The sequence below is a fragment of the Calothrix sp. UHCC 0171 genome (assembly GCF_034931845.1).
GTDB lineage: Bacteria > Cyanobacteriota > Cyanobacteriia > Cyanobacteriales > Nostocaceae > Brunnivagina.
In genome coordinates, this window is record NZ_JAYGHN010000013.1 from 42,329 (window position 1) to 65,354 (window position 23,026).

At 40.5% G+C, this 23,026-nt stretch carries 18 protein-coding genes; 6 read left to right on the forward strand and 12 right to left on the reverse strand.

The features are described 5' to 3' along the window. Positions 1-816: 816 nt before the first annotated feature. The 7 genes from ilvN to VB733_RS12220 all read right to left on the reverse strand — a co-directional run bounded on the left by ilvN (position 817) and on the right by VB733_RS12220 (position 9,760). Complete coding sequence (gene ilvN, locus VB733_RS12190) at positions 817-1,335, reverse strand: acetolactate synthase small subunit (protein WP_096611386.1); 519 nt, start codon at positions 1,333-1,335, stop codon at positions 817-819. Between the two features lie 140 nt (positions 1,336-1,475). Then, positions 1,476-2,099 (reverse strand): molybdenum cofactor guanylyltransferase, encoded by a 624-nt coding sequence (locus VB733_RS12195; protein WP_323340352.1) that lies wholly within the window; start codon positions 2,097-2,099, stop codon positions 1,476-1,478. A 190-nt stretch (positions 2,100-2,289) separates the two neighbouring features. Then, positions 2,290-3,540 (reverse strand): retropepsin-like aspartic protease, encoded by a 1,251-nt coding sequence (locus tag VB733_RS12200; protein WP_323340353.1) that lies wholly within the window; start codon positions 3,538-3,540, stop codon positions 2,290-2,292. Between the two features lie 210 nt (positions 3,541-3,750). Beyond that, a complete protein-coding gene (gene mtnA / locus VB733_RS12205; RefSeq protein WP_323340354.1) occupies positions 3,751-4,815 on the reverse strand; it encodes an S-methyl-5-thioribose-1-phosphate isomerase in 1,065 nt (354 codons plus the stop codon). Between the two features lie 388 nt (positions 4,816-5,203). Next, positions 5,204-7,111 carry a 1-deoxy-D-xylulose-5-phosphate synthase gene (dxs, locus tag VB733_RS12210; RefSeq protein WP_323340355.1) on the reverse strand — a complete coding sequence of 636 codons (1,908 nt, stop codon included), beginning with the start codon at positions 7,109-7,111 and terminating at the stop codon, positions 5,204-5,206. 516 nt (positions 7,112-7,627) lie between these two features. Then, positions 7,628-8,803 (reverse strand): tetratricopeptide repeat protein, encoded by a 1,176-nt coding sequence (locus VB733_RS12215; protein ID WP_323340356.1) that lies wholly within the window; start codon positions 8,801-8,803, stop codon positions 7,628-7,630. 51 nt (positions 8,804-8,854) lie between these two features. Further along, positions 8,855-9,760, reverse strand: a complete 906-nt coding sequence (locus VB733_RS12220; RefSeq protein WP_323340357.1) for a M23 family metallopeptidase — start codon at positions 9,758-9,760, stop codon at positions 8,855-8,857. Positions 9,761-10,325: 565 nt separating this feature from the next. Between VB733_RS12220 and VB733_RS12225 the strand changes: the two genes are divergently transcribed. Continuing rightward, entirely contained in the window at positions 10,326-11,543 is a 1,218-nt protein-coding gene (locus VB733_RS12225) for an HhoA/HhoB/HtrA family serine endopeptidase (RefSeq protein WP_323340358.1), read from the forward strand. Between the two features lie 103 nt (positions 11,544-11,646). Here VB733_RS12225 and VB733_RS12230 read toward each other — a convergent pair whose 3' ends face one another. From VB733_RS12230 to ispD, 3 genes are all read right to left on the reverse strand, one after another. Beyond that, positions 11,647-11,994 (reverse strand): DUF760 domain-containing protein, encoded by a 348-nt coding sequence (locus tag VB733_RS12230; RefSeq protein ID WP_323340359.1) that lies wholly within the window; start codon positions 11,992-11,994, stop codon positions 11,647-11,649. A gap of 129 nt (positions 11,995-12,123) precedes the next feature. Continuing rightward, a complete protein-coding gene (gene scpB, locus VB733_RS12235) occupies positions 12,124-12,657 on the reverse strand; it encodes an SMC-Scp complex subunit ScpB (protein WP_323340360.1) in 534 nt (177 codons plus the stop codon). Between the two features lie 285 nt (positions 12,658-12,942). Further along, positions 12,943-13,632 (reverse strand): 2-C-methyl-D-erythritol 4-phosphate cytidylyltransferase, encoded by a 690-nt coding sequence (gene ispD, locus VB733_RS12240; RefSeq protein WP_323340361.1) that lies wholly within the window; start codon positions 13,630-13,632, stop codon positions 12,943-12,945. Positions 13,633-13,986: 354 nt separating this feature from the next. Here ispD and VB733_RS12245 point away from each other — a divergent pair, with 354 nt between their 5' ends. Both VB733_RS12245 and VB733_RS12250 read left to right on the forward strand, forming a co-directional pair. Continuing rightward, entirely contained in the window at positions 13,987-14,946 is a 960-nt protein-coding gene (locus tag VB733_RS12245) for a glycosyltransferase family 9 protein (protein ID WP_323340362.1), read from the forward strand. Between the two features lie 759 nt (positions 14,947-15,705). Beyond that, positions 15,706-16,572: a thermonuclease family protein gene (locus VB733_RS12250; RefSeq protein WP_323340363.1), complete on the forward strand. Its 867-nt coding sequence runs from the start codon at positions 15,706-15,708 to the stop codon at positions 16,570-16,572. Positions 16,573-16,645: 73 nt separating this feature from the next. Here VB733_RS12250 and VB733_RS12255 read toward each other — a convergent pair whose 3' ends face one another. Then, positions 16,646-17,218, reverse strand: a complete 573-nt coding sequence (locus VB733_RS12255) for a peroxiredoxin (protein ID WP_096617510.1) — start codon at positions 17,216-17,218, stop codon at positions 16,646-16,648. Positions 17,219-17,396: 178 nt separating this feature from the next. Here VB733_RS12255 and VB733_RS12260 point away from each other — a divergent pair, with 178 nt between their 5' ends. Both VB733_RS12260 and ung read left to right on the forward strand, forming a co-directional pair. Then, complete coding sequence (locus VB733_RS12260; protein WP_323340427.1) at positions 17,397-17,822, forward strand: Fur family transcriptional regulator; 426 nt, start codon at positions 17,397-17,399, stop codon at positions 17,820-17,822. A 127-nt stretch (positions 17,823-17,949) separates the two neighbouring features. Then, positions 17,950-18,633 (forward strand): uracil-DNA glycosylase, encoded by a 684-nt coding sequence (ung, locus tag VB733_RS12265; protein WP_323340364.1) that lies wholly within the window; start codon positions 17,950-17,952, stop codon positions 18,631-18,633. Between the two features lie 223 nt (positions 18,634-18,856). Here ung and VB733_RS12270 read toward each other — a convergent pair whose 3' ends face one another. Beyond that, entirely contained in the window at positions 18,857-20,608 is a 1,752-nt protein-coding gene (locus VB733_RS12270; protein WP_323340365.1) for a protein kinase domain-containing protein, read from the reverse strand. Positions 20,609-21,420: 812 nt separating this feature from the next. Between VB733_RS12270 and VB733_RS12275 the strand changes: the two genes are divergently transcribed. Beyond that, positions 21,421-22,794, forward strand: coding sequence for a hypothetical protein (locus VB733_RS12275; RefSeq protein ID WP_323340366.1), 1,374 nt, complete (start codon positions 21,421-21,423; stop codon positions 22,792-22,794). Positions 22,795-23,026: the final 232 nt, after the last annotated feature.

A 23,026-nucleotide genomic window follows, 5' to 3' on the forward strand; every position in this document is an offset into this window, starting at 1 on the left:
TAGACAAATTAAATACACGCACTAAATTGCATGTAATACAACTTGATTTAGATTTATTATTGCTGAATATTTCTGATTCCAAAGACTTACAAACAGCAGTACATTCGGATGATCAAGATGTATCTCCAACACTTACGCTAAACTATAATTTTTATTATTTTTGAATCTCAATCGACTCTGGCAGCAATTTTAAATACTACCAATGCTAACTTATTCTTATTACTCTGAGCAACTCATCTCATTCATAGAATAAGAGAGTGCCATACACCCCATGACTTAAGATTACTGAGACATACTCTAATTCTGACGAATCTAACTGCACTGGCGTTTCGTGAGTATTGGTGTGTAAGGAAGATAGAAAAAACATATTTGAATGCACCCTAAATACGACAGTTTCTCTTAAGTCATGAATGTTCAAACTTTATATTATCTATGACCACGAACTCTATCTTCTACTCCAAAAGATAGATACTGAAAAATCATTTCAAACTACAACAAGCATAGCTTGCTAGCATTATCTGCTAACAATAAGGTTAATAATTGCAAAAAAGCTTGCATTTACTTCAATAACCTTTTTTGCCTCCATAATTGCTCATCCTTTTTGTAGCAGTTTTAATCATGGAATTTGTGCCAAATTGGCACAAGTTTATCCACAATTAGAAGTATCGATCGCCCAAATTGCAACAGGTTTAATAGAAAAAGTAACAATAGCTACAATTGCTGCTAACTAGAAGAAATGAGTCATTTTGACCAAATATTCTGATATACAATGCAGATATCGATTTGGATATTACATCTTCATCAGAAAATTTACGACTATATTTTTGCTTCTAGAGACTTTAATAACTCAGTATTTACTCCCGACTCACGAGTGAGAGCAATTTTCCCAGTCCGAGCAACTTCCCTGAGACCGAATTTTTGCAATACCTGGACGATCGCTACCATTTTGCCAGGATCACCTACAACTTCGAGTGTCAGCGAATCTTCGGCTACGTCTACGACACGGGCGCGGAATATTTGTGAAAGCTCGACAATTTCCGAGCGGTTGCTACTGGTTGCGTTCACTTTTAGTAGCATTAATTCGCGTTCAACGCAAGGGGTTTCGGTGATATCCTGAACTTTGAGGACGTTGATAAGTTTGTATAGTTGTTTCGTGAGTTGCTCGATCACGCGATCGTCTCCAGGAACAACCATTGTAATTCGAGAAACACCTGACTGTTCAGCTGGTCCGACTGCAAGGCTTTCGATATTGAAGCCACGACGGGCAAATAAACCAGCAATGCGAGAGAGAACTCCCGCTTCATCTTCGACAAGGACGGAAAGGGTATGTTTCATTGTTCGCCAACTCAGGCTAGGGCAGTTTATCAAGTCTTAAATGCAGGCTGAAGCTGATGGCGGCACTGCACTTGTTGATTCAAAAAAATCCAAAGATTAGATAATTATTTTAAACTAAGCTGGGTAGCGATTGATGGGATTTAGTCGAAAAGTAAATCTTCAGGTGTGTTGCAGTTGTAGAAAATATCTCGATTGGGAGCCGCTAGAACTTCCACGGTATTTTGGTTTAACCATTGTTGAAATGACCTGCCACCTTGATAAATAAATTCATTTAATCCCGGTAAACAACTTTGCCGATAGAAGCCACATAGGGGTTCCCAGCCTTTTTGATGATGTGCCAAGAGTGCGATCGCATCTTTTCTCACATTTACTAATTGTTCTCTCCATGCTTGTAATATCTCCACTTGCAAGTTTGGTAAGTCGCAAGCTAACAGTAAAATCCATTCTGCTTGGTTTTGCGTTTGTAGGTATGTTAGTGCTTGGGCAAAACCTATTAATGGTCCATGGGTTAAAGTTGTCTGAGTCTGATCTATCTCTTCAGGGAAATACACTTCCCGGATAAATTTGCAAGTATGCGGTAACAAATCTTGATAACGTTCCTGCCAGGGAGTAACAACATAAACTGCATCGGCGCAGGATTCCGCAATTTTACAAATTTGCTGTAATAGTGGCACTCCACGAATAGGTAGCAGGGCTTTGTCTTCTCCCATACGACTACTTTTGCCACCTGCTAAGACAATTGCGATTAATTTCTCATGTGTCATATTTAGGTTCACCTATAAAATTGACGCGGAGATGGGGAGATGGGGAGATGGGAGAGGAGCGTTGAAAGATATAAAAACCGCAGATGCACGCAGATATGGATGCGCTCTTCGGAATCATGTAAAAATAAGTAGTGCAAGCGTCTCGCTTGCTATTTCCCAAAGTTTTGTAAATAGTGGAATTTGGGTATTTTTACTTCGACATTGGCGTTAATGTCAAACTTCCCTTTTCAGGATATCCTAACGGACTTCTCTCACCAAATCGCCAATGCTGTTGATAATGAGTGAGAAAATTTTGACCTACTATTCCTTCAACCCCCAACATCTTAAAAATATTGTCATTATCTAAAATGACAGCATCCAAATTATTAATATTATGCTCTTGTAAACTAACTTGATTTAATTTAATTTCTCTGGCGGATTCCGTCCCACAAAATCCTTGAACTTTAGTTTTTTTAGCTTGAGGATTATCTAATTGTAATTTCTGTGCTAATGATTTTGATATTACCATCACATCTGCTCCTGTATCGAGCATAAATGTAAATGTTCCTTGTCCATTAATTTTGACTTGTGTTGTCATTGCCCCCAATCTTCCCTGTAGGGGAATTGATTTTTCTACAGGTTGTGAAGGCTGCAAAAGTTGCAATTGTAATTTTTTTGGATGAACAACAACATCAAAATTACTCAAAAAATCTAATCCTAAAACACCCGATTTTTTACCAGGAATTGAATTTGCCGAAAGTCCTAAACCATTTAACCCAGAAACTTTTGCCGAACTCACCCCCAGAGTTGGTAAGCTCAGAGAATCAGCTTTGACTTGAGAACAGTTTCCACCTACCCCCATATATTTCAACACATCACTAGGGATGGGCACACCCATGAGACGCAATTGCTGTGCGTTTTTATTACTAATCACTGAAGCGGAAGCACCTGTATCGAGGAGAAAATGACTAGTTTTGCTACCAATACTAACTGGTACAGTTAAAACTCGACTGCGGGGAAGATAACGCAACCCTACATTGGTGGCATTTCCCTTACTCGTTGGTTGTGGTGGTTTGAAGCCAGTGACAGCAAACAAAGCCGAAACGCGATCGCTTGCATCTGGTCGTACTGTACCATTTTTTTCTAGCACTGCCACCTCAAACACGCATCGCATTGAAATTGCTTGTAATGCTTGCTGATTTTTCTGGGAATTATGGGGATTATTGGCTATTTTCGCTTGTACGCATTCACGAATTTGCCCAACCATTTCTTTACCCAAATCTGTTGATGATTTATGGGATTCTGATGTAGTCTGACTAGTTGCAGGTGACAACAAGCCAAAATATGCGGCTAATAATCCTCCTGCTATCCCGATACCTAAGTTGCGTTGGCAATTATTTTTCTGGGGCTTACCCCTCTTACTTAGATATGCTAAAAAATTTACTTTAGGTTTAATATTCATCAAAAGAATTAATAAAGCAATTTATGGATGCTGTAATTGTTGTAACGTTTTCACTCTTCAACTGCAAGAGTATTTTTTCCGCAGGATACAGTTTATCTTTTTCGTATTTTTGCACTTTCCATAACAATATTCCCGACTTCTTCAACAAAGGAGTCAGGAATATCAAGATTTTATATTGATGAAATAAAAACTAAAGCAAATTTTGACACCCTACTGCACCTGCCTTTCCCGTGACAGAGCTAATTCGCCAGCAGCAAAAACACCATTTTCCGTAATAATTGCGGTAATTAAATCAGCTGGAGTCACATCAAAGGCTGGATTGTAATATTCTACCCCACTAACTGGTGTGAGCATTGTATCGCCCACTTGGTAAATCTCCGTAGGCTCACGTTCCTCAATCGGAATTTCGCTACCACTTGCTAATTCAAAATCAATCGTGGAAAGTGGTGCTGCTACAAAAAATGGGACATTATGTGCCCTTGCTACCAGTGCTAAACTATACGTGCCAATCTTATTCGCCGCATCTCCATTTGCTGCAATCCGATCAGCTCCAACGACTACAGCATGAATTAATCCCTGTTTCATGCAGTGTGCCGCCATGCTATCAGTAATTAAAGTTACAGGAATACCTTCTTGGGCACATTCCCATGTGGTCAATTTTGCCCCCTGTAATCTCGGACGGGTTTCATCGGCGAAAAGCTTGTTTAATCGACCTTCACGCCATGCCGATCGCACAACTCCCAAAGCTGTACCATAACCACCAGTTGCCAAGGCTCCAGCGTTACAGTGAGTTAGTAATGTGAGTTTTTCGGGGCTGGCTGGTAATGCTTTTAAGCCATTATCACCAATTAAGCGACAGGTTTGTAAATCTTCGAGTTGGATATCTTGGGCGGTTTGTAGTAATACTTTTTTGATATCATCAACCGTACCCAATGTTTCATAGGCAACTTTGAGAGTCCGGGATATTGCCCAAAAAAGATTGACGGCGGTGGGACGAGTTGCCCGTAACATTGCCGCAACTTGTTCTAATTGTTGCAAAAAGCGATCGCGATTATCGGTTTGAATTTCCCTCGCCCCCAGATACATCCCATAGGCAGCAGCAACTCCAATTGCTGGCGCACCTCGGACAATCATGGTTTTAATTGCCCTTGCCATATCTTCACTGCGGTGAATTTCTACAAATGCATACTCGTTAGGTATGCGGGTTTGGTCGATAAGTGATACGGCATCATTATGCCAAATAACTGGATAAACCTGGTTGTTGAGAGGATTCATAGCAAAGATTTCAGAAGAGTTAACGGTTAGTAGTTAATGGCTTGTCAGAGTGGTAATGGATGTTGATTGGTAAGCTGTGGCGCATTTAATTTGTATATTAGACGCGGGCAAGATGCCCACACTACAGTAATTTGACGTTTTCGCCTTATACAATTGAGCCGCACATCAGCTTAACTATTGGTCAATATCTATACCAAACACGGCTGGAAATTTGACTCCCTAAATTGCTATAACGCCTTCCGATTAGCCTTATAAGGCTAATCGCTAAAGGCTAATAGCTAACCGCTTGCAGTATATATCTGATTATCACCAACAAAGGTTAAAAACAGTTTGCAACAACCATTCACCATTAACTATTAACCAATAACAAAAATAATTAACTAACTAATTAACTAACTACAGACAATTGCTGTTTAAAGTAAGCCTGCATCACAGTATTAGCCATTTGCGAGCTAGTTAAACCTAATTCTGCCTTAGATTGGTCTGGTTCTGCATGATCTACGAGAATGTCGGGGATGCCAATCCGCTTGACAGGAACAACAACATCAGCATCAAGCAACGCTTCTGCAACAGCCGAACCGAAACCACCCATAGTACAGCCTTCTTCAAGGGTGACAACACGACCAATTTTTTTAGCTAGGGGTAAAATTAGTTCGGTGTCTAAAGGTTTAGCAAAGCGGGCATTGATGACGGTTGCTTCGATGCCATGTTCACTGAGAACTTCAGCTGTCTGCATGGCTGGGTAAACCATTGTACCGTAAGCAACAAGTAAGACATCATCACCATTACGAACAATTTCACCCTTACCAATTTCTAAAGGTTCCCAACCTTCTTCCATTAAGGGTACACCTTGACCGCTACCGCGAGGAAAACGCATGGCGATCGCCCCGTCGGTATATTCTACTCCAGTCACCAACATCCGTTGCATTTCGGCTTCGTCTTTGGGTGCCATCAACACCATATTGGGAATACAACGCAAATAAGCAATGTCGTACATCCCTTGGTGGGTGGGACCATCAGCACCAACAATGCCTGCCCTATCTAAGCAGAAGAAGACGGGTAATTTTTGGATGCAGACATCATGAATAATTTGGTCGAAGGCACGTTGCAGGAAGGTTGAGTAAATACAACACACCGGACGCATTCCTTCACAAGCTAAACCAGCAGCTAAGGTGACGGCATGTTGTTCAGCAATCCCGACATCAATATATTGATTTGGTAACTTTTGCTGAAGTTTATCTAATCCTGTTCCCGTTGCCATTGCCGCCGTAATTCCCAAAATTTTCGGGTTTTGTTCGGCAAGTTTGACTAAAGTATGGGCAAAGACTTTTGCGTATGCAGGTGGTTTGGGTTTAGTGGAGGGAATTGCTTTGCCAGTGGTTAAATTAAATGGGGTTTGGGCATGGTAGCCAACTTGGTCTTTTTCGGCAATTTCATAACCCTTACCTTTGGTTGTTGATACATGTACCAAAACTGGTCCAGGGATTTGATGTGCTTGTTGGAATGTGGCAATTAATTCTGCCAAATTGTGCCCGTCCACTGGTCCCATATAAGTAAAACCAAGTTCCTCAAACACTGCCCCAACTTTCGGCACTGCCAGACGCTTCATCCCCTCTTTAATCCGCTCAAATTCGGGAGACAGCGATTCACCCACAAAGGGTAGATTCTTAACTTGCTCTTCAAAATTATCAGAAATAAATTGCATCGGTGGCGAAAGACGCATTTTATTCAAGTAACGAGGAATTGCACCGACATTCGGAGATATTGACATCTCGTTGTCGTTCAAGACTACCAACAAATTAGTTTTAGGCAAATGTCCTGCATGGTTGATGGCTTCCAGTGCCATTCCCCCCGTCAATGCGCCGTCACCAATAATCGAGACAACTTTGAATTTTTCTCCCTTTGCGTCCCGTGCTAGCGCCATGCCCAAGCCGGCGGAAATACTTGTCGAAGCATGTCCCGCACCAAAGTGATCAAATTTATTTTCACAACGTTTGAGATAACCGGCAACACCATTTTTTTGTCGCAGCGTGTGAAAGTCGCTATAACGTCCAGTAATTAGTTTGTGAGGATAAGCTTGGTGTCCGACATCCCAGATCACTTTATCGCGATCGAGGTCGAGTGTCTGATAAAGCCCAAGGGTTAATTCAACAACACCTAATCCCGGTCCCAAATGTCCACCAGTTGCGGCTACGGTTTGCAGGTGTTTGTCGCGTATTTGACGGGCAATCTGTTGTAGCTGACGAATCGACAGACCGTGCAACTGATTGGGGTGGGTGATTTCACTCAGGTGCATACTATAAGGTTTTCCTCTCTAAAATATCTCTTTGTTCTGATTCTCCCATGCTGCGGGCTGCTAGCAATATCAGTTACATTGCGGTTGTTTGAAATTTTTTGTGTACTGTTTGTTACTTTGATTTAATTGTTTAGTCACAGCTATGGGATATTTTTGACATTACTCTCGTTGTTGAATTGGCTGTAATAATTAGCAATATCATTGGATAATATAGTCTTACGTGTATTCTGCGATCGCATATATTTTCAGTATTTAAGTTTACTTTGGGCAAGAATTATATCCATCTAAAGTCGTATTAATAATTAATTAAATTCTGTAATTAAATTTTTGTTTTTTACTAAGAATTCAATCAAAATAGTTGGAGCCATCCTACGGCGATGAAGCTCAAAGCCATCACAGAATTATAGAACTAATATCGTTTCTCCAAAATCTGCCAACACATAAAATAAATCTCCCTGTTTCTCCATCTCCGCATCCCATATATTAGATTTTGCTATCTATGGGCAAATTTATCGCTTATTTTTGTGACACCAGCAATGCAAATTGTGGTGAATGAAGAATTTCTGCAAAGTCGGGTTCATTGATTGCAGCTACAATCAATTCTTCTGGATTGATTTTAATTGCTTTTTCGAGATTATCTAAGGCATTTTTTGTTTCTTTTTGAAGTGCATAACAGCAAGCAAGATTGTATAATGTATCTGCATCATCTGGTTGGCTCTTTAATGCTTGATGATAGCTGGCGATCGCTTGTTGATAGTCTTGTAGTTCATACAAAAAATCTCCTTGATAAACCCTTGCCCAGAATTTATCGGTCATATTTTTAATTGATTGCTCAAATATTCTGAGTGCATCTGCTACATAACCAATATCAATGAATACTTTTGCCACAACAATTGATTGCGGGTCTATTTGTATTAATCTCTCATAGCAATTTAAAGCCGCTTCTACTTGACCTAAATTGGCTAAAAATCTGACTTTACAGGCTAATGCTTCATGAGACTCTGGACTAATTTGTAAAGCTTTTTCACAACAATCTAAAGCTTCAGAATATCTTGCCAATTTTTCCAGAACTTCGCATTTACGGCATAAAGTATCTGCCTGATTCTCTCCAACTAATAAAAGTTTGTCATAATTAGCGAGGGCTGCTTCATAACGCTCCATTTCCCATAGCATTCTACAGAATTCATCCCTAGCTCCGAAGTGCATAGGGTCGATTAATAGTGTTTTTTCATAACTAATTACTGCTTCTTCGTAGCGTTCTAATTGATATAGAGCAAAGCTTTTATCCCACCAACTATCAAAATCATCTGGTTGCAGGGCGATCGCTTGATTCAAACTGACTAAAGATTCTGCAACCGCAGATAGAATTTCTAATTGGGTTTGTCCGCGCCTGTACCAAGCTAAAAAGTTATCGGGTTCAATGGCAATGGCTTGATCAAAACAAGCAATAATTTCTTGTTTTTTTAAACTAGCCTCTGTCTCAGATAAAGATGAATCAGGAAAAACTTGATGCCAAAGTAAAAACAGATTCCATCCTTTTTCACACCAAAGTTTTGCTGAATCTTTGTCAATTTCTAGAGCTTGATCCAGATAATCAATAGCTATTTCATGTTCACCATCTTCACAATATTTATTTGCTTGTTCTAACAATAACTCAACTGCATCATTTATATTTAGATTCTGATTCGACATCACCAATTACCTATTAAACAGGAAATTTTTTTCAATTTTGATGGAATTAAATTACTTATTTAAATAATTTTTTGGGTCTTTGGCTACCCAACCTAAATCAGAACTAGTGCGGATTTCAAAATGTAAATGTGGCTGTGGGGATGATGGCTGTCCACTAGTTCCGACTATTCCCAACACATCACCCTGCTTAACTTGTTTCCCAACTGCGACTTTGATTGTTTCTAATTGGGCGTAACGACTTTGCAATCCATTACCATGATTAATGATGACCAAATTACCATAAGTTCCCTGGTTGCCAGCAAAAGCGACAACTCCCTCAGAGATAGCTGTTACTGGTGTTCCTACAGGTGTAGCTATATCAATACCACTATGAAAAAATACTTCGCCAGTCTGGGGATTTGTTTGCCATCCATAGGGTAAAGCTACATTTGTGACTGCTGCTAGGGGATAACCAGTAAACTTTGTCGGAGTAGTATTAGATACGGGGATTGCTGCTGACTGAATTGCAGTACGTAATGTTGAGCGATTCGATTCAGGTACAAAAACAAATCGAGGGTTTTTTTGACAGCCGTTAATCTCAAATAGGACATCAGCACGAATTTTATATGTTTTGGCGATATCACCCCAAGTTTGACCCCGTGGAAATTCGATGATAATGCCATTGTAGGGGGGAATGAGTATTTGTTTGCCGACTGTAACTTCCCGACTTGGCAACCCTGGATTCATCGCCGCGATCGCACTTGTTGTGAGACTATATTGTTGAGCAATACTATCTAAGGTTTCGCCACGGGATACGGTATGGCGTACAAAACGCGATAAAGCTGAAGTTGGACAACTTGCCGCAGTTTGCGCTAATGCTGTTGGCGAGATTGCGGATATGATACCAAGGATACCAACCAACAATAGAGAAGAAAATAGAGAAGAAGATAACGGGAACAAGCTAGAGAATGATTTCATGCATTAACTGAAGGGGAAAAGTGAGTTAAAATACTGAGAATAAAAGAACTTTACTTTTTTCCTGTGAAATTTCTTGTGAAAATTTTTCTTTAACTCCTTTAACTGTAGCTTGCTACTGTAGGTAGTTTCGAGTAAAGCCAAAGTCGGGCATCTAGTGCCGAAGATTACAGCATTCATAGCGGACTTAGCTGTAAATTTTTAGTTATATTTTAATTTAATTTTAATTTGATTTCTGGGAATCATTCACCCTTTCCAGCCCACAACCCATCCAAAGTCCCGTAAATAAATAACTTTACCCCGCACCCATTTTTTACGGGACAGTTAGAGAAACTTATGAATACTGACGATGTCACTAATCAGTAGTTGTGGTTACAGCAACTTCACAAAAATTTTGGATTATAAAGTCTCAAATCCTTGGCTGTGAAGACTTTCCTCGCAAAAATAACTTTCAACTAGCTTTTTGCTTGATTAAACTTATAGATTAGCGATCGCTTTACATTCCCTTTAATTTTTTTGTATTTTTTTGTATTTTTTCTAAATTTACTTTCCCTTAAGTGTAATGACTATGAAGTTATCCCTGAAGCAGCTTGTCACATATTTTTCTTTAGTGACGATTGGTGGCGTATTTGGTGGTGTTGCAGTTTTATTTGCCAGTTCTGTTTTGATGCCCCAAAAGCGATCGTTTCAGGAGTTAAAAAGTGTCACGTTGACTTCTGTTCCTGAAACTATTGTCTCTCCTAAGGTTGGTGGTGTAATTGGGGCGATTAGTGATGATAATGTTAATTTTGTCACTTCTGCCGTTCAGCGTACTGGTCCAGCAGTGGTAAGAATTAATGCTACCCGGAAAGTTGCCAATCCCATTTCTGATGCCTTCAAAAATCCCCTACTCAGAAGGTTTTTTGGTGAAAATGAGGAACCCATTCCCCAAGAGCGGATTGAGCGGGGTACAGGTTCTGGTTTTATTTTGAGCCAAAATGGTCAATTACTCACCAATGCCCATGTGGTGGCTGATACTGATACAGTGCAAGTAACACTGAAAGATGGGCGCTCTTTTGAAGGAAAAGTGGTAGGAGTCGATCCAGTTACAGATGTGGCGGCGGTAAAAATTGACGCTGACAAATTACCAACTGTCAAATTCGGGAATTCGCAAAACTTAATACCTGGACAATGGGCGATCGCAATTGGAAATCCTCTTGGTTTGGACAATACAGTTACAATAGGTATCATCAGCGCCACTGAACGCACCAGCGCTCAAGTAGGAGTGCCCGAAAAACGAGTTAGTTTTATTCAAACCGATGCCGCAATTAACCCAGGCAACTCTGGAGGACCACTTCTAAATTCTCAGGGTGAAGTCATTGGCGTAAATACAGCTATCCGCGCCGACGCACAGGGACTAGGTTTTGCAATTCCCATTGAAACAGCTGCCCGGATTGCCAACGAATTATTTACTAAAGGGCGTGTCGAACATCCGTTCCTGGGGATTGAGATGACAGACTTAACCCCAAATAAAAAGCAGCAAGTTAATCAAGAAAATAATCTCAAAATTAAACAAGACACCGGGATTCTAATTAAGGGTATTGTCGATAATTCCCCAGCCCAAAAGGGTGGCTTGCGTCGTGGCGATTTAATTCTCAAAGTGAATCGCAAACCTGTAAAAACAGCAGCCCAGGTGCAAAAGATAGTCGAATCCAGTTCTGTAGGTGACATTTTAGAAGTAGAAGTCAACCGTTACGGAGTGATTCAAACATTCAAAGTCGCGTCAGGGGCTTATCCAGCGAGATAGTTAATGGTTAATGGTGAGTGATTTGGTTAATTATGAGTGATTGGAACCATCAACAAATAATTCTCCATTAGCCATTCACCAATTACCCACTATTAGCCATCAATTAATGATTATTATTCAAATTGTCTAAATCCATCCGTTGCTCCATTTGGCGCAGAAAATATCCCGTCATCATTGCCGATGCTAGCATTCCTGCTAAATTTTCGCGATCGGTAGTCACTTGGACGTTGAAATTTTCCGCAGGTAGCATTCCTACTAGCCCTTGGACATTTTGGGAAATAATTTGCTTAATTTCTGGACTGACAGACTGGGCGACACGCGCTAAAACGTCAGGCGACTGGTGTTGGAGATACTTGAGTAACTGGTTGGGATGTTCCTCAAAGCTCTCGTTCAGAAGCTCGTTTGGGTGTTCATCGAAGTTGTCGTTTAAAAAGTTAGGGTCAAACACCATTGGCAATTTTTTAGCTTAGTTGCTAATTCTACTCTAAACCATAGCAGAAGCGTGAGACATATTACTTTAGATGGGAAAAGTAAAAAGCGAAAGGAGGAAAAACAAATTCCTCACTCAGTATTCCCCCTGCTAACTAGCTTCTGCTTGGGGTTGAAAGTCTAATTCTAATTGACGTTCCTCTTGACGAGTAATAAACGGTTGTGGGAGTTGTTCAATTTGGAAATATTGATTGAACTTGGGAGTAACTTGGAGCGAGTAGGAACGAGACTCGCCATCGCGTCGTTTCCGGACAAAACCCTGTTCAACTAGTTCTTGAACGTGTTGGTAAGCCCCAGAACCGCGCACGTTAATTAAATCACTTTGGCGAATGGGATTGTGAAGTGCGATCGCAGCTAAGGTTCGTAGTGCCCCCACACCTAATTCTACCGGAATCAGCGTTTGCACTAAATCTTGGTAGTCAGAACGAACTTGCAGACAGTAGCCACTGGAAGTTTCCACAACCTCCAAGGCTGTCTCTCGCCGCGCATATTCATCAATTAATTCAATTATTCCTTCTTCTGCCGTTGCGCGATCGCACGCTGCATATTCAGCAATTTCGCCTATGGACAATGGCTTGCCCTTTAAATAGAGAATCGCTTCAATTTTTGTCGCTGCTATAGTCATTGTTCTTGGTTATTTGGTCATAATTTATCAGTCATTAGTCATTAGTCATTAGTCATCAGTCATTAGTCATCAGTCATTAGTCAATTTGCTTTAATTAATTTTTGTTAATTAATTGGCGTAATTATGGGGTCAACAACAAATGACAAACAACATAGCGTGAACGACAAACAACATATGGCAAATCGGACAAATAACAAGTGGCACGGATTATATCATTGTTTGATGAAAATGTAAATGATTGATGGGCAATCGGATCGAAAATTGGAGATGCCATACCCCTATTTCCTATTTTCCCTTCTTTCTCATTTCCAAGATAAATTCAGCGATCGCTAAATCTTGGGGTGTAGTCACTTTCAAATTTGTTTCTTCCCCAGCGACTATTTTGACTTGATAGCCACATTTCTCGAATAATGCGGCATCATCGGTGACTGCCCAGCCATTTTCCACGCCTTCAGCATGGCATTGTTTCAATAAATTTACATTAAAACCTTGGGGAGTTTGCGCCGCCCATAAATATTCTCGGTTGGGAGTATTCTGAATTACGCCACTATCATCAACTACTTTGATCGTATCTTTGACGGGAACAGCAGCAATAAAACCAGGACAATGCAGCACTGCTTCCGCGCATCTATCGAATAAATTAGGCGTAGCCAAACACCTCGCCCCATCATGAATCAAAACCTGTTGAGCATCAGAGGGTAGAGCCTGCAAGCCATTGTAAACCGATTCTTGACGAGTAGCACCACCAGCAATGAGTTCCACAGGCTTTTGCAAATTTAACTCCGCCAAAATCCCCTTTAACTCATCCCAATCATAGGGCTGGGAGATAATCCCAATCCATTGAATCGCTTGTGAAGCCTCAGCCGCCAGCAAAGTCCAAGCAATGAGAGGACGCGATCGCAACATTAACAAAAGTTTATTGCGATCGCTTCCCATCCGTTTACCCATACCAGCAGCAGGAATTAGTAAATACATAGTATCTATTTAGTAGTAGTAGTTAAGTAGTTAATGGTTAATTTTGGGTTTTCGCCTAGTAGTTCACCAAAGTAACTTTGCAGGGACAAAAATCTCCGCGTCTTTGCGTCTCAGTATCTCCGAGTCAATCTCAACCCGTCAATTCTTGGCAAACCACTAGCCAGAGAAGTCCAGTTTCTTAGTCTTCTCCTGCCTATTAGAGATTTTGCGTCAGAGAGAAACCGGGTTTCTGCCAGTCTGATTCTTTGCCTAATGCCTAATTCCCCATATCCAATTCCCAATAAACCATTAATCATTAACTATTAACCACTAACTACTAATAAAATAATGAGCGAATGAGCGTAAACAAATATTATGCGAGTAGTAGCCCTAGTAAGCGGCGGAATAGGCGATCAAATTCTCTTCTTTCCGACTATCGATGACATTAAGCGCTATTACCCAAACGCGCAAATCGATGTTGTCACCGAACCCCGTTCAAAGGCTGCTTACCGAGTGAGTAAGTCAGTCTCGGAGGTGATAACGTTTGATTTTAGCGATCGCAATAGTTTGGCTGACTGGGGTAACTTAGTTGGTACAATGCGCGATCGAGAATACGATGTTGCCATTACCTTCGGACAAAGCTGGTTAATCGGTTTGATACTTTGGTTGACGGGAATCCCTACCCGTATAGGTTTCCAAGGTAAAGGTTCCGGTTTTTTAACCCATCCAATACCTTTAAACAAGCAGCAATACGCAGCTTGTATGTACCATGATCTTCTCAAAGGCATGGGTATTAATTCACTCTGTCCAGAATTAACAGTCAATGTTCCTAAGTCTGATATTGAATGGGCAACCAATGAACAAAAACGACTGGGAATCAAAGACTCTGGATATGTGTTAATTTATGTCACATCTCAGCAGTCTGCCCAAATCAGAGGAACCAATAATATTTATCCAATTGAAAACTGGGTTCATATAATTCAAGATTTTCAACACAAACAACCAGAAATGCCTATAGTCGTCGTTGCTGAACCCAATGACGAAGTATTTATACGCAGCATCAAAGAATCTATTCCGAATATCAAAGTTATGCTTGCTGAGAATATCGGTAAGTTAACCTCAATGATTGCAGGTGCTAACTTGATGCTATCTACTGAGAATGCCCCCATACATCTAAGTGTGGCTGTGCAAACCTACACAATTGTCTTATTTGGTTCCACCGAACCAACTACTCTATTGCCTCAAAGCGATAAATTCCTGGCAATTAAATCGCCTACAGGTAGGTTGGCAGATATACCAGCTACAACTGTTTTAGAAAAAGTTTGGGGTGGTTAAACTATCTCACCGCAAACGATTTAATTAGTTGCTGTTCAGGCAGGCATACAAGCCTGCCCAATCTGAATTTTCATTCTCAAAATCATAATTCTATTTTTTATTTTTTTGCCTTTATACTTTTTTACTTTTGCTTTGTTGTACTAGCCTAATAGTATGATACTCGATTGCAACTCACAAAATAGGCGATCGCACAGTTCCAATTCTCCAAAAGTAACAGATGGTGACGCGGGGACGCGGAGATGGAGAGATACAAAGAAGGAACAATATTAATACAACGTGAATTCGACGAATAAAATATGACCCCTCTCACGTTAATACATATTACTACATAGAAATAAACTTCAGAGTTGATGTATAAAGTAAACCTTAAGACTAAGGAATGTGAATGAAATAAAGTGCAAAAGTAGGGTGCTGTTAGCGCAGCGTAACGCACCATTTCATATTCGTTCAGAATTGTAAGTTATGAAATTCCTGTTCCTAAAGAAACCGGGTTTTTTGGATTTAAGTATCGAGCATCATTTGACTTTTTGATGAGAAACCAGGTTTCTCCCTACACGACTATCCCTAATATTTACTTTGTAAATGGTCTCTAATCAATTACTTCTCAGTACAAATACAAACTAGGAATAATTTAATACTCTTACCTACTTAATTTAACTTCTGAACAGAGTAGTAATATTTGAAACACTGTATATTGATGGCAAAACTTAGCTGTAAAACTAAGTTTGGTGATTTATAGCACCGCGAGGAGTATCTACAATGCCGATGACTTTAATTCAGGGTAAATTTCGAGTAGTCCAAACCGCACCAGATGGAGATTCAATCCGCTTTTATGCTAAAAACCTAGAACATTGGAAAAAAATATCTCAATCCATTCGTACAAATAAAGCAGGTGGTGTGCAGCTACGATTGGATGCAATTGATGCCCTAGAAACCCATTTTTCGCCAAGGATTGGTAGTGTCGGTACGCAGCGCCAGCCACTTGAATATGCCCATGCAGCCGTAGACGAGTTACTAAAATTTTTGGGATTTCAAAAATTTACACGTGGTAAGAATGAAAAAATTACTTCTTCTTCCCCAGAGGAGGTTCCCGGCTTTATCCTGACTCGTTCTGCCGATGTCTACGGGAGGAGTGTGGCATTGGTATTTGCGGGTGAAACTGAAGCAGAAGATGGTAGCGATGTTTTTTTAGATGAATCTTTGCTGAACAAAAGCGCAAATTGCCATTTATTAAGCCAAGGGCTAGCCTATCCAACTTTTTACTCAAAGCTGTTTCCCGATTCACGCTCTGTGATGACTGCAATTGTGAAGCAAGCACGTCAAGAAAATAAAGGCTTGTGGAGTCAAGATAAAACTAATACTGGTTTTGTTTTAGAAAGCTTGGAAACTATTACCGATCGCGTTGTCATTTTACCGAAATTGTTTCGCCGTTTGTTAAGTTATTTAGCAATTAATGATGGTGGCGTTGAGCTTGATGGTTTTGTCAGTTATCTAGCTTCGCTGAATGACAGAATAATTATTTTACCAGATGGTCATGTCACTGGATTTGATTATGTAGTTAAAGTTGATGGTCAACAACTTAAACTAAGCCAGCAACCTGAAGATATCATCTTTATCGAAAAATAAATTTTTACATACCAAATATCCCCGACTTTGTCAATCGGGGATATGATTTTTGGGAAAACTAGCCAATAAAAAACTAGCCAACAAATGAGAGGCGAGGAGCAACTTCTTGGGAACGGTCTACACCTTTAAGATAAGCTAGCACGGTGTCAGCATCAGACACCTCAAATGGGTCGATCGCACAATTATCTTCATATCCATTTTCTGCGAATATTTTTTCGATATTGCCATCGTTGACAACCATTGCATAACGCCAAGAACGCATTCCAAAACCCAAGTTGGATTTGTCTACCAACATTCCCATTTTGCGAGTAAATTCTCCGTTTCCATCAGGTAGCAAGAAAACGTTTTTTGCTCCTATTTGCTTACCCCATTGGAACATCACAAATGCATCGTTGACTGACAAACAAATGATTTGGTCAATACCTTGCGCTTTAAATTCATCGTACAGTTCTTCATAGCGTGGCAAGTGTGTTGAAGAACAAGTAGGGGTAAATGCACCAGGAAGGGCAAATAAAACTACTCGCTTACCACCAAAAATCTCTTGGGTTGTGCGGTCTTGCCAACGAAAAGGGTTAGGTCCGGGAACAGACTCATCACGAACGCGAGTTTTGAACACTACATCTGGAACGCGGGTAACAACTGCCATAGAATCCTCGTATTTAGTTAAAGAATGCGATCGCTATTTATGCAAAATTTATGCAAACATTAAGTTCATCGCTCTAAATCAGAGTAATTCTGATTTAAGAATATGTCAACACCAATGTTGATTATGATAAATTATGTATTATTGGTTGATTGTGGTTAGTAGAGAAATAGACATCGGTATGCAGCAACAAGCGAGTGAGATTGTCCAAGTCTTGAAAAGTAAGAAGTTGCGGGTAACTCCGCAAAGGTTTGCAGTGTATGCAAATTTGCTGGCAAGAACAGACCATCCGACAGTTGAACAAATTTTGGTAGATTTGAATCAGGATGCACCAACTTCTTCCCAGGCAACAGTATATGCAGCACTCCAGGCTTTGCGTGAAGTGGACTTGGTGAGGGAAGTGCTGTTAGATGAAGGTATTTGTCGCTACGATGCGAATATCTCCCAGCATCATCATTTTCGCTGTAGTTGTTGCGGGGCAATCGAAGATATTGATTGGGTGGCGTTTCCACCTCTGGATTTGAGTTGTTTGCGTCCGGGGTTGCAAGCTGAGAGATATGAGGTTACAGTCAAGGGCATTTGCGATCGCTGTCAATCCGATTCCTAATTTGTCATTTCTAACTCCACACTCCCATCTCATGTTGTTTCTCCAAAATCTGGTGACACATTAAAACACCCCTGTCCCCGCATCCCCGCATCATTATCTGTTACTTTCTTTTAGGGAATTGGTATCAATGGTGCATCAACAATTTCAATTGTCGAGTTCTTGGCATTCTATACTCGCAGAGGAATTTGCCAAAGCCTATTTTCGCCAACTGCAAGATTTTCTGGTTGAGGAGCGTCAAACCCAAACTATTTACCCACCAGAAGCAGATGTATTTTCGGCTTTTGAGTTAACACCCTATGAAGAGGTGAAAGTTTTGCTACTGGGGCAAGACCCGTATCACGGTCAAAATCAAGCCCATGGTTTGTGTTTTTCTGTACGACCAGGTATAAAACCACCGCGATCGCTCATGAATATATACAAGGAACTCCAAGCTGATCTTGGCTGTAGTATTCCTGAAAGCGGTTACTTAGTCAACTGGGCAAAGCAAGGTGTGTTAATGCTGAATGCCGTTTTAACGGTGCGATCGCATGAGCCGAATTCCCACAAAAACAAAGGTTGGGAGCAATTTACGGATGCAGTCATTAGTAAAATTAACGACAAAAGTGACCCAGTCGTCTTTATTCTCTGGGGTGGGTATGCTCAAAAGAAAATTAAATTAATTGATACAACTAGGCATACAGTAATTCAATCCGCACATCCATCACCACTTTCCGCCCGCAATGGTTTTTTTGGTAGTAAGCCATTCTCAGCAGTTAATCAAGCATTACTCCTACACAATCAACCAGAAATTGATTGGGAAATTAGGGATTAGGCATCAGGTAGAAATAAGTAGTGCAAGCATCTTGCTTGCGGGTTAACCCTATTTCCCAAAATCCCTAAAAAATAAGGTAGAAATAAGTAGTGCAAGCATCTTGCTTGCGGGGGCTTTCCAGCCCCGGAGTTTTCCGTGAAGAGCATCTCCCCGGAAACTCCTCTCCGCACTACAAAACATAAATTGTTCAACTTATTTGGGTGCGACTCCTTAGGCAGATTTTTTAGTTCGACTGATTATCTTGTTTATCTAGAGAACTACGCTCCTGTACTTCCTGTGTCGGCACAACAACATCCGCAGAACCAGAAGAACGCTGAGAAGAACTTGAAGGTTCCGTAGGTACAACCACGGAATTTGCTGGACGAGATGGTGTTTGCGATCGCGTTTGTGAGGATTTTTTCTTTTCGACGGGTACGTTATTGGAGTCGCGCACTGTTCGCAATCGATCAACTAAGGAAGGTGAAGCAGGTGTTTGCGGTGTATTGGCTGAACCACTTCCCCTCTCTTCATTATTACGACGTGTTCCCGTTGTGTTATTACCTGCTGGCGTTTCATTACCACCACTAGAATTGCTAGGCTTGGTTGTAGAGGTATCAGAACTGTCAGAACTACTAGCATTTGGCGACTTTTCAGAATTTCGATTGTTGCTATCAGTTCTCGAATTGCTACTAGTGGGGCTTGCGTCGCTCTCAATTCGACGGCGACGTTTGTTACGGCGTGTCGGAGTTGAGGTACTTGCTTCTATACGAGATGTTGTCGAAGAATCACTAGCTTCCGGGGCTGTGCTTTCAGTTCTTGGAGATTCGCTTACTGTTGGTGCTGCTGAAAAGTTGCCAACAGGTGGAAAGTTATTTGGTTCTTCGACAGTTGCGGGGGATGGTGCTTTTGTGACAGGGTTTGAGGTGAAGCGGATGGAACTAAAACCGGCGGCGGCTGCCAGCATGGAAATACCGACACCAATAAATACCTTAGGTGTCAGAGCTTTCTGGGCTATTGCTTTGATATTCGCTTGTCTTCCAGATACTTGTGGTTGAGATACTGCTGGGGAAGAGTTTCCAACTTGAGTTGCAGCAACTGCGGCTGCTACCTTGGGCGGTTCTTGGCTCGATAAATCTATGGTTTGGACTGCATGGGTTGCCAATGGTTGAGGTGCTGGGACAGCTAGGGCACTAGGTAATAGTTTTAACCATTCAGCTACTGTTGCCGGGCGGAATCTCGCATCAACCGCCATCCCACGCATAATAGCTTGATTAACTGCGGCACTCAGATGGGGTTGCAGTTCACGAGGAGATGGCATTTTTTCGCGATCGCGTAATAATGCTGGCATTGGCAATTGTCCTGTCAGCAGAGTGTAAAGCGTCGCGGCTAAACCATAAACGTCGGTGGCTGGGGTGCGTGGTGCTTGGGAAAGGTATTGTTCGATGGGTGAAAACCCCTCGGAAACCATCCCAGTATGGGTTTGTCTGACTCCACTATTAAATTCGCGGGCAATGCCAAAATCAATCAGCACTACTTCTTGAGTACCTTGGCGGAGAATAATGTTATCGGGCTTAATATCGCGGTGTAGCAAACCGTTTTTATGGACTACTTCTAAAGCGGCTCCAATTTGACGGACATAGTGAATGGCTGTGGCTTCGTTGAGGGGTATTCCTGCCATGACATAGGCTTCTCCCAAGGTTTCGCCGGGGATATACTCCATTACCATGTATGGCAATCCAGCTTCTATAAAGAAGTCACTGACTCTAACGATATTTGGATGTACGCAAGTAGCTAAACGTCGTGCTTCATCCTGAAATTGACGCTCAAATTTGGCAAAATCAGGATGTTGTCGCAGTTTTTCATTCAGGGTTTTAATCACCACTACCTGATGCAAAAAATGATGATTGGCTTTGAATGTGATACCAAAGCCTCCCCGACCGATTTCCCGGTCTAGAGTATATTTGCCACCCTGTAATGTTGTACCAGCAGCTACCATAATAATTTTTGGTTAGAGATTTGCTTTTTGAGTTTGCTTTGGGCAGTTTAATTATTTGATTTTAGATGAGTCTAAAGGATTCACCCATATCATTCAGCGATTATTCCACTAATCAAGTTCAAATTTAAGTTCCTAGTTTATAACTTTTGGTAGAGGCTAATACATCCAAAAAGTGCATACTTTCCGAATCTAAAAATAATAGCGAGAAGTTATAAGGGCTAATTATGCTTCTCAGTGTTGTCATCACTAAAGCCATAACTAAGCTAGTTCTGCCCTTTGACGCTAAAAATGCCCTTTTAGTTGCGAAGCTGGCTATTTTTTAATATTTTGGGCATTAGCTTTTGCATGTTAACTTTCTCCTGTTAATCACCAACTAAATCAGCCACTAAAATAAAATTTGCTCAAAAAAAATATAGTACAAGCATTTTATAGCAAGTTTGCGAAAAGTCGGCATTTTACCTCTAAATTATTTATCAATAATCGAATTTCGGGTAGTCATACCAATTCTCCCAAAGAAAGCAACAGATGCTAACGCGGGACGGGGAGACGGGGAAATACGGAGATTTATTTTATGTGTTGCCAGATTTTGGAGAAACGATATTAATGATTGGGTGGGCTGAATGTGGCTGAAAAGCCCTGGCGGTTAATACAAAATACAGTACAGTCTGTAGCTTTAAAAATCTTGACTACTGTATTCTGTATTTTGCTATAGCTTTGCGATCGCTAAATTATTTACTTTTGGCACAAAGGTGGTACATCTGAACGAGATTCTGTTATACATGATAGTTGGCTAATATACAAGACAACTTTTGATGATGAATCTTACAAGTTATCAACCGCCTGTAGATAAGCTGTTGACTCTCGGATTAAATCTCGCCAATCAGCAGCATGACTATATTGCTGAATTAGGTTTGGGTTCGCAACACATACCCGATTTAATCAGGATGGGGGTTGATAATGCCTTGTTAAATGCCGAACCTAGTAGTTTGGAAGCATGGGCAGCTGTTCATGCTTGGCGGGCGTTAGGGCAATTACGTGCGGAAGATGCGATCGCGCCGTTAATGCAATTATTTCATGAGTTGGAAGATAGTGATGCGGTAAGTGAAGAATTACCGAAAGTTTTTAGTGATATTGGTGCTGTGGTGATTTCTCAGCTTGCTGCTTATTTAGCTGATGATTCCCATAAGTTATTGTCGCGTGTGAATGCTATCAATAGTTTGGAGGAAATTGCCAAGCATGATGAGAATGCGCGAAATCATTGTATCGTCGTGTTAACTCAGCAGTTACAAAAGTATCAACAAAATTCTCCCGAATTGAATGGCTTTATTATCGCAGCGTTAATCAATTTGCAGGGAAAAATTTCTGCACCTGTGGTTAAATTAGTATTTGAGTCACAGCAGGTTGCAGAGGATATTGTTGGTGGTACTTGGGCAGATGTTCAAGAGTATTTAGGTATTAGTTCTGAGGATGAGTTAAAGGAGTCGCAAATAGCAGCATTTCTGGAATTTGCCGAGATTACAGAAGTCGCGACACCAGTAGTAGAAATTACAGCACCAAGTTCTAAATTTGAGATTGCAGCAGAAAGCGATTTAGAAGTAGTTGGTGATGAAGAGGATGAAGAAGAAAAAAATGCGATTGACGAGTTAAGTTTACAGGTTGAAAATCTAGAAATTAACCAGGAAGAAGTTTCAAATATCTCTGACATTATTGCTAATGAAGTAACAGATGAAATTGATATGGTTGAGGAGTCACCTATCAATGAGCAAGAGGTTACAGAACTAAATGCAGGTACTAGCCAATCAGAAATTACACCGGAAAATATTGTTGATAATGCGTTAAATAAAGAAGAAGAGACTGTCGAGGAAAAAACTTCAGATGTTGATATGCTTCCTGAAGCAACAATCACTGTCGAGGAAACCGATATTAATATTGTCGAGAATGTCGATAATATTGCCAGTGACTCTGTGGAATTAAGCAACAATCTATCAAAACAAGATGAAATCGATAAATCTTTGACAGAAATTAGAGAAGACAGACAATCGGTTGAGCCAAAATTAATAGAATCAATCGTTCCCGAACAAAATAGAGGTTTTGGCAAGTTGGGTAGTCTCAAAGAGAAGGAGAAGGAGAAAGAAAAAGATAAATTTAAACAAAAGAAAAAGAAACGTAATTTTATTGATTTGTAATTATTATTTTGATAATACAATACGATTCAGAATATCCTAAAAATCAGTATTAGAGATGATTTATAAAGTAAATATTCAGGATAGTCGCGCAGAGAGAAACCCGGTTTCTCATCAAATAGTTCAGATGATGCTTGATACTTAAAATCTAAGAAACCCGCTTTATTTGGTATTAAGGTTTACTTTATAAGCTCTTAACTGAATAAGTGATTTATTTTGTCTTTTCTACAAACAA

Excerpts from the sequence above, each read along its gene's own strand:
- ilvN (WP_096611386.1), bottom strand. The coding sequence starts at position 1,335 with ATGAAACATACCCTTTCCGTCCTTGTCGAAGATGAAGCGGGAGTTCTC.
- VB733_RS12195 (WP_323340352.1), bottom strand. The coding sequence starts at position 2,099 with ATGACACATGAGAAATTAATCGCAATTGTCTTAGCAGGTGGCAAAAGT.
- VB733_RS12200 (WP_323340353.1), bottom strand. The coding sequence starts at position 3,540 with ATGAATATTAAACCTAAAGTAAATTTTTTAGCATATCTAAGTAAGAGG.
- mtnA (WP_323340354.1), bottom strand. The coding sequence starts at position 4,815 with ATGAATCCTCTCAACAACCAGGTTTATCCAGTTATTTGGCATAATGAT.
- dxs (WP_323340355.1), bottom strand. The coding sequence starts at position 7,111 with ATGCACCTGAGTGAAATCACCCACCCCAATCAGTTGCACGGTCTGTCG.
- VB733_RS12215 (WP_323340356.1), bottom strand. The coding sequence starts at position 8,803 with ATGTCGAATCAGAATCTAAATATAAATGATGCAGTTGAGTTATTGTTA.
- VB733_RS12220 (WP_323340357.1), bottom strand. The coding sequence starts at position 9,760 with ATGAAATCATTCTCTAGCTTGTTCCCGTTATCTTCTTCTCTATTTTCT.
- VB733_RS12225 (WP_323340358.1), top strand. The coding sequence starts at position 10,326 with ATGAAGTTATCCCTGAAGCAGCTTGTCACATATTTTTCTTTAGTGACG.
- VB733_RS12230 (WP_323340359.1), bottom strand. The coding sequence starts at position 11,994 with ATGGTGTTTGACCCTAACTTTTTAAACGACAACTTCGATGAACACCCA.
- scpB (WP_323340360.1), bottom strand. The coding sequence starts at position 12,657 with ATGACTATAGCAGCGACAAAAATTGAAGCGATTCTCTATTTAAAGGGC.
- ispD (WP_323340361.1), bottom strand. The coding sequence starts at position 13,632 with ATGTATTTACTAATTCCTGCTGCTGGTATGGGTAAACGGATGGGAAGC.
- VB733_RS12245 (WP_323340362.1), top strand. The coding sequence starts at position 13,987 with ATGCGAGTAGTAGCCCTAGTAAGCGGCGGAATAGGCGATCAAATTCTC.
- VB733_RS12250 (WP_323340363.1), top strand. The coding sequence starts at position 15,706 with ATGCCGATGACTTTAATTCAGGGTAAATTTCGAGTAGTCCAAACCGCA.
- VB733_RS12255 (WP_096617510.1), bottom strand. The coding sequence starts at position 17,218 with ATGGCAGTTGTTACCCGCGTTCCAGATGTAGTGTTCAAAACTCGCGTT.
- VB733_RS12260 (WP_323340427.1), top strand. The coding sequence starts at position 17,397 with ATGCAGCAACAAGCGAGTGAGATTGTCCAAGTCTTGAAAAGTAAGAAG.
- ung (WP_323340364.1), top strand. The coding sequence starts at position 17,950 with ATGGTGCATCAACAATTTCAATTGTCGAGTTCTTGGCATTCTATACTC.
- VB733_RS12270 (WP_323340365.1), bottom strand. The coding sequence starts at position 20,608 with ATGGTAGCTGCTGGTACAACATTACAGGGTGGCAAATATACTCTAGAC.
- VB733_RS12275 (WP_323340366.1), top strand. The coding sequence starts at position 21,421 with ATGATGAATCTTACAAGTTATCAACCGCCTGTAGATAAGCTGTTGACT.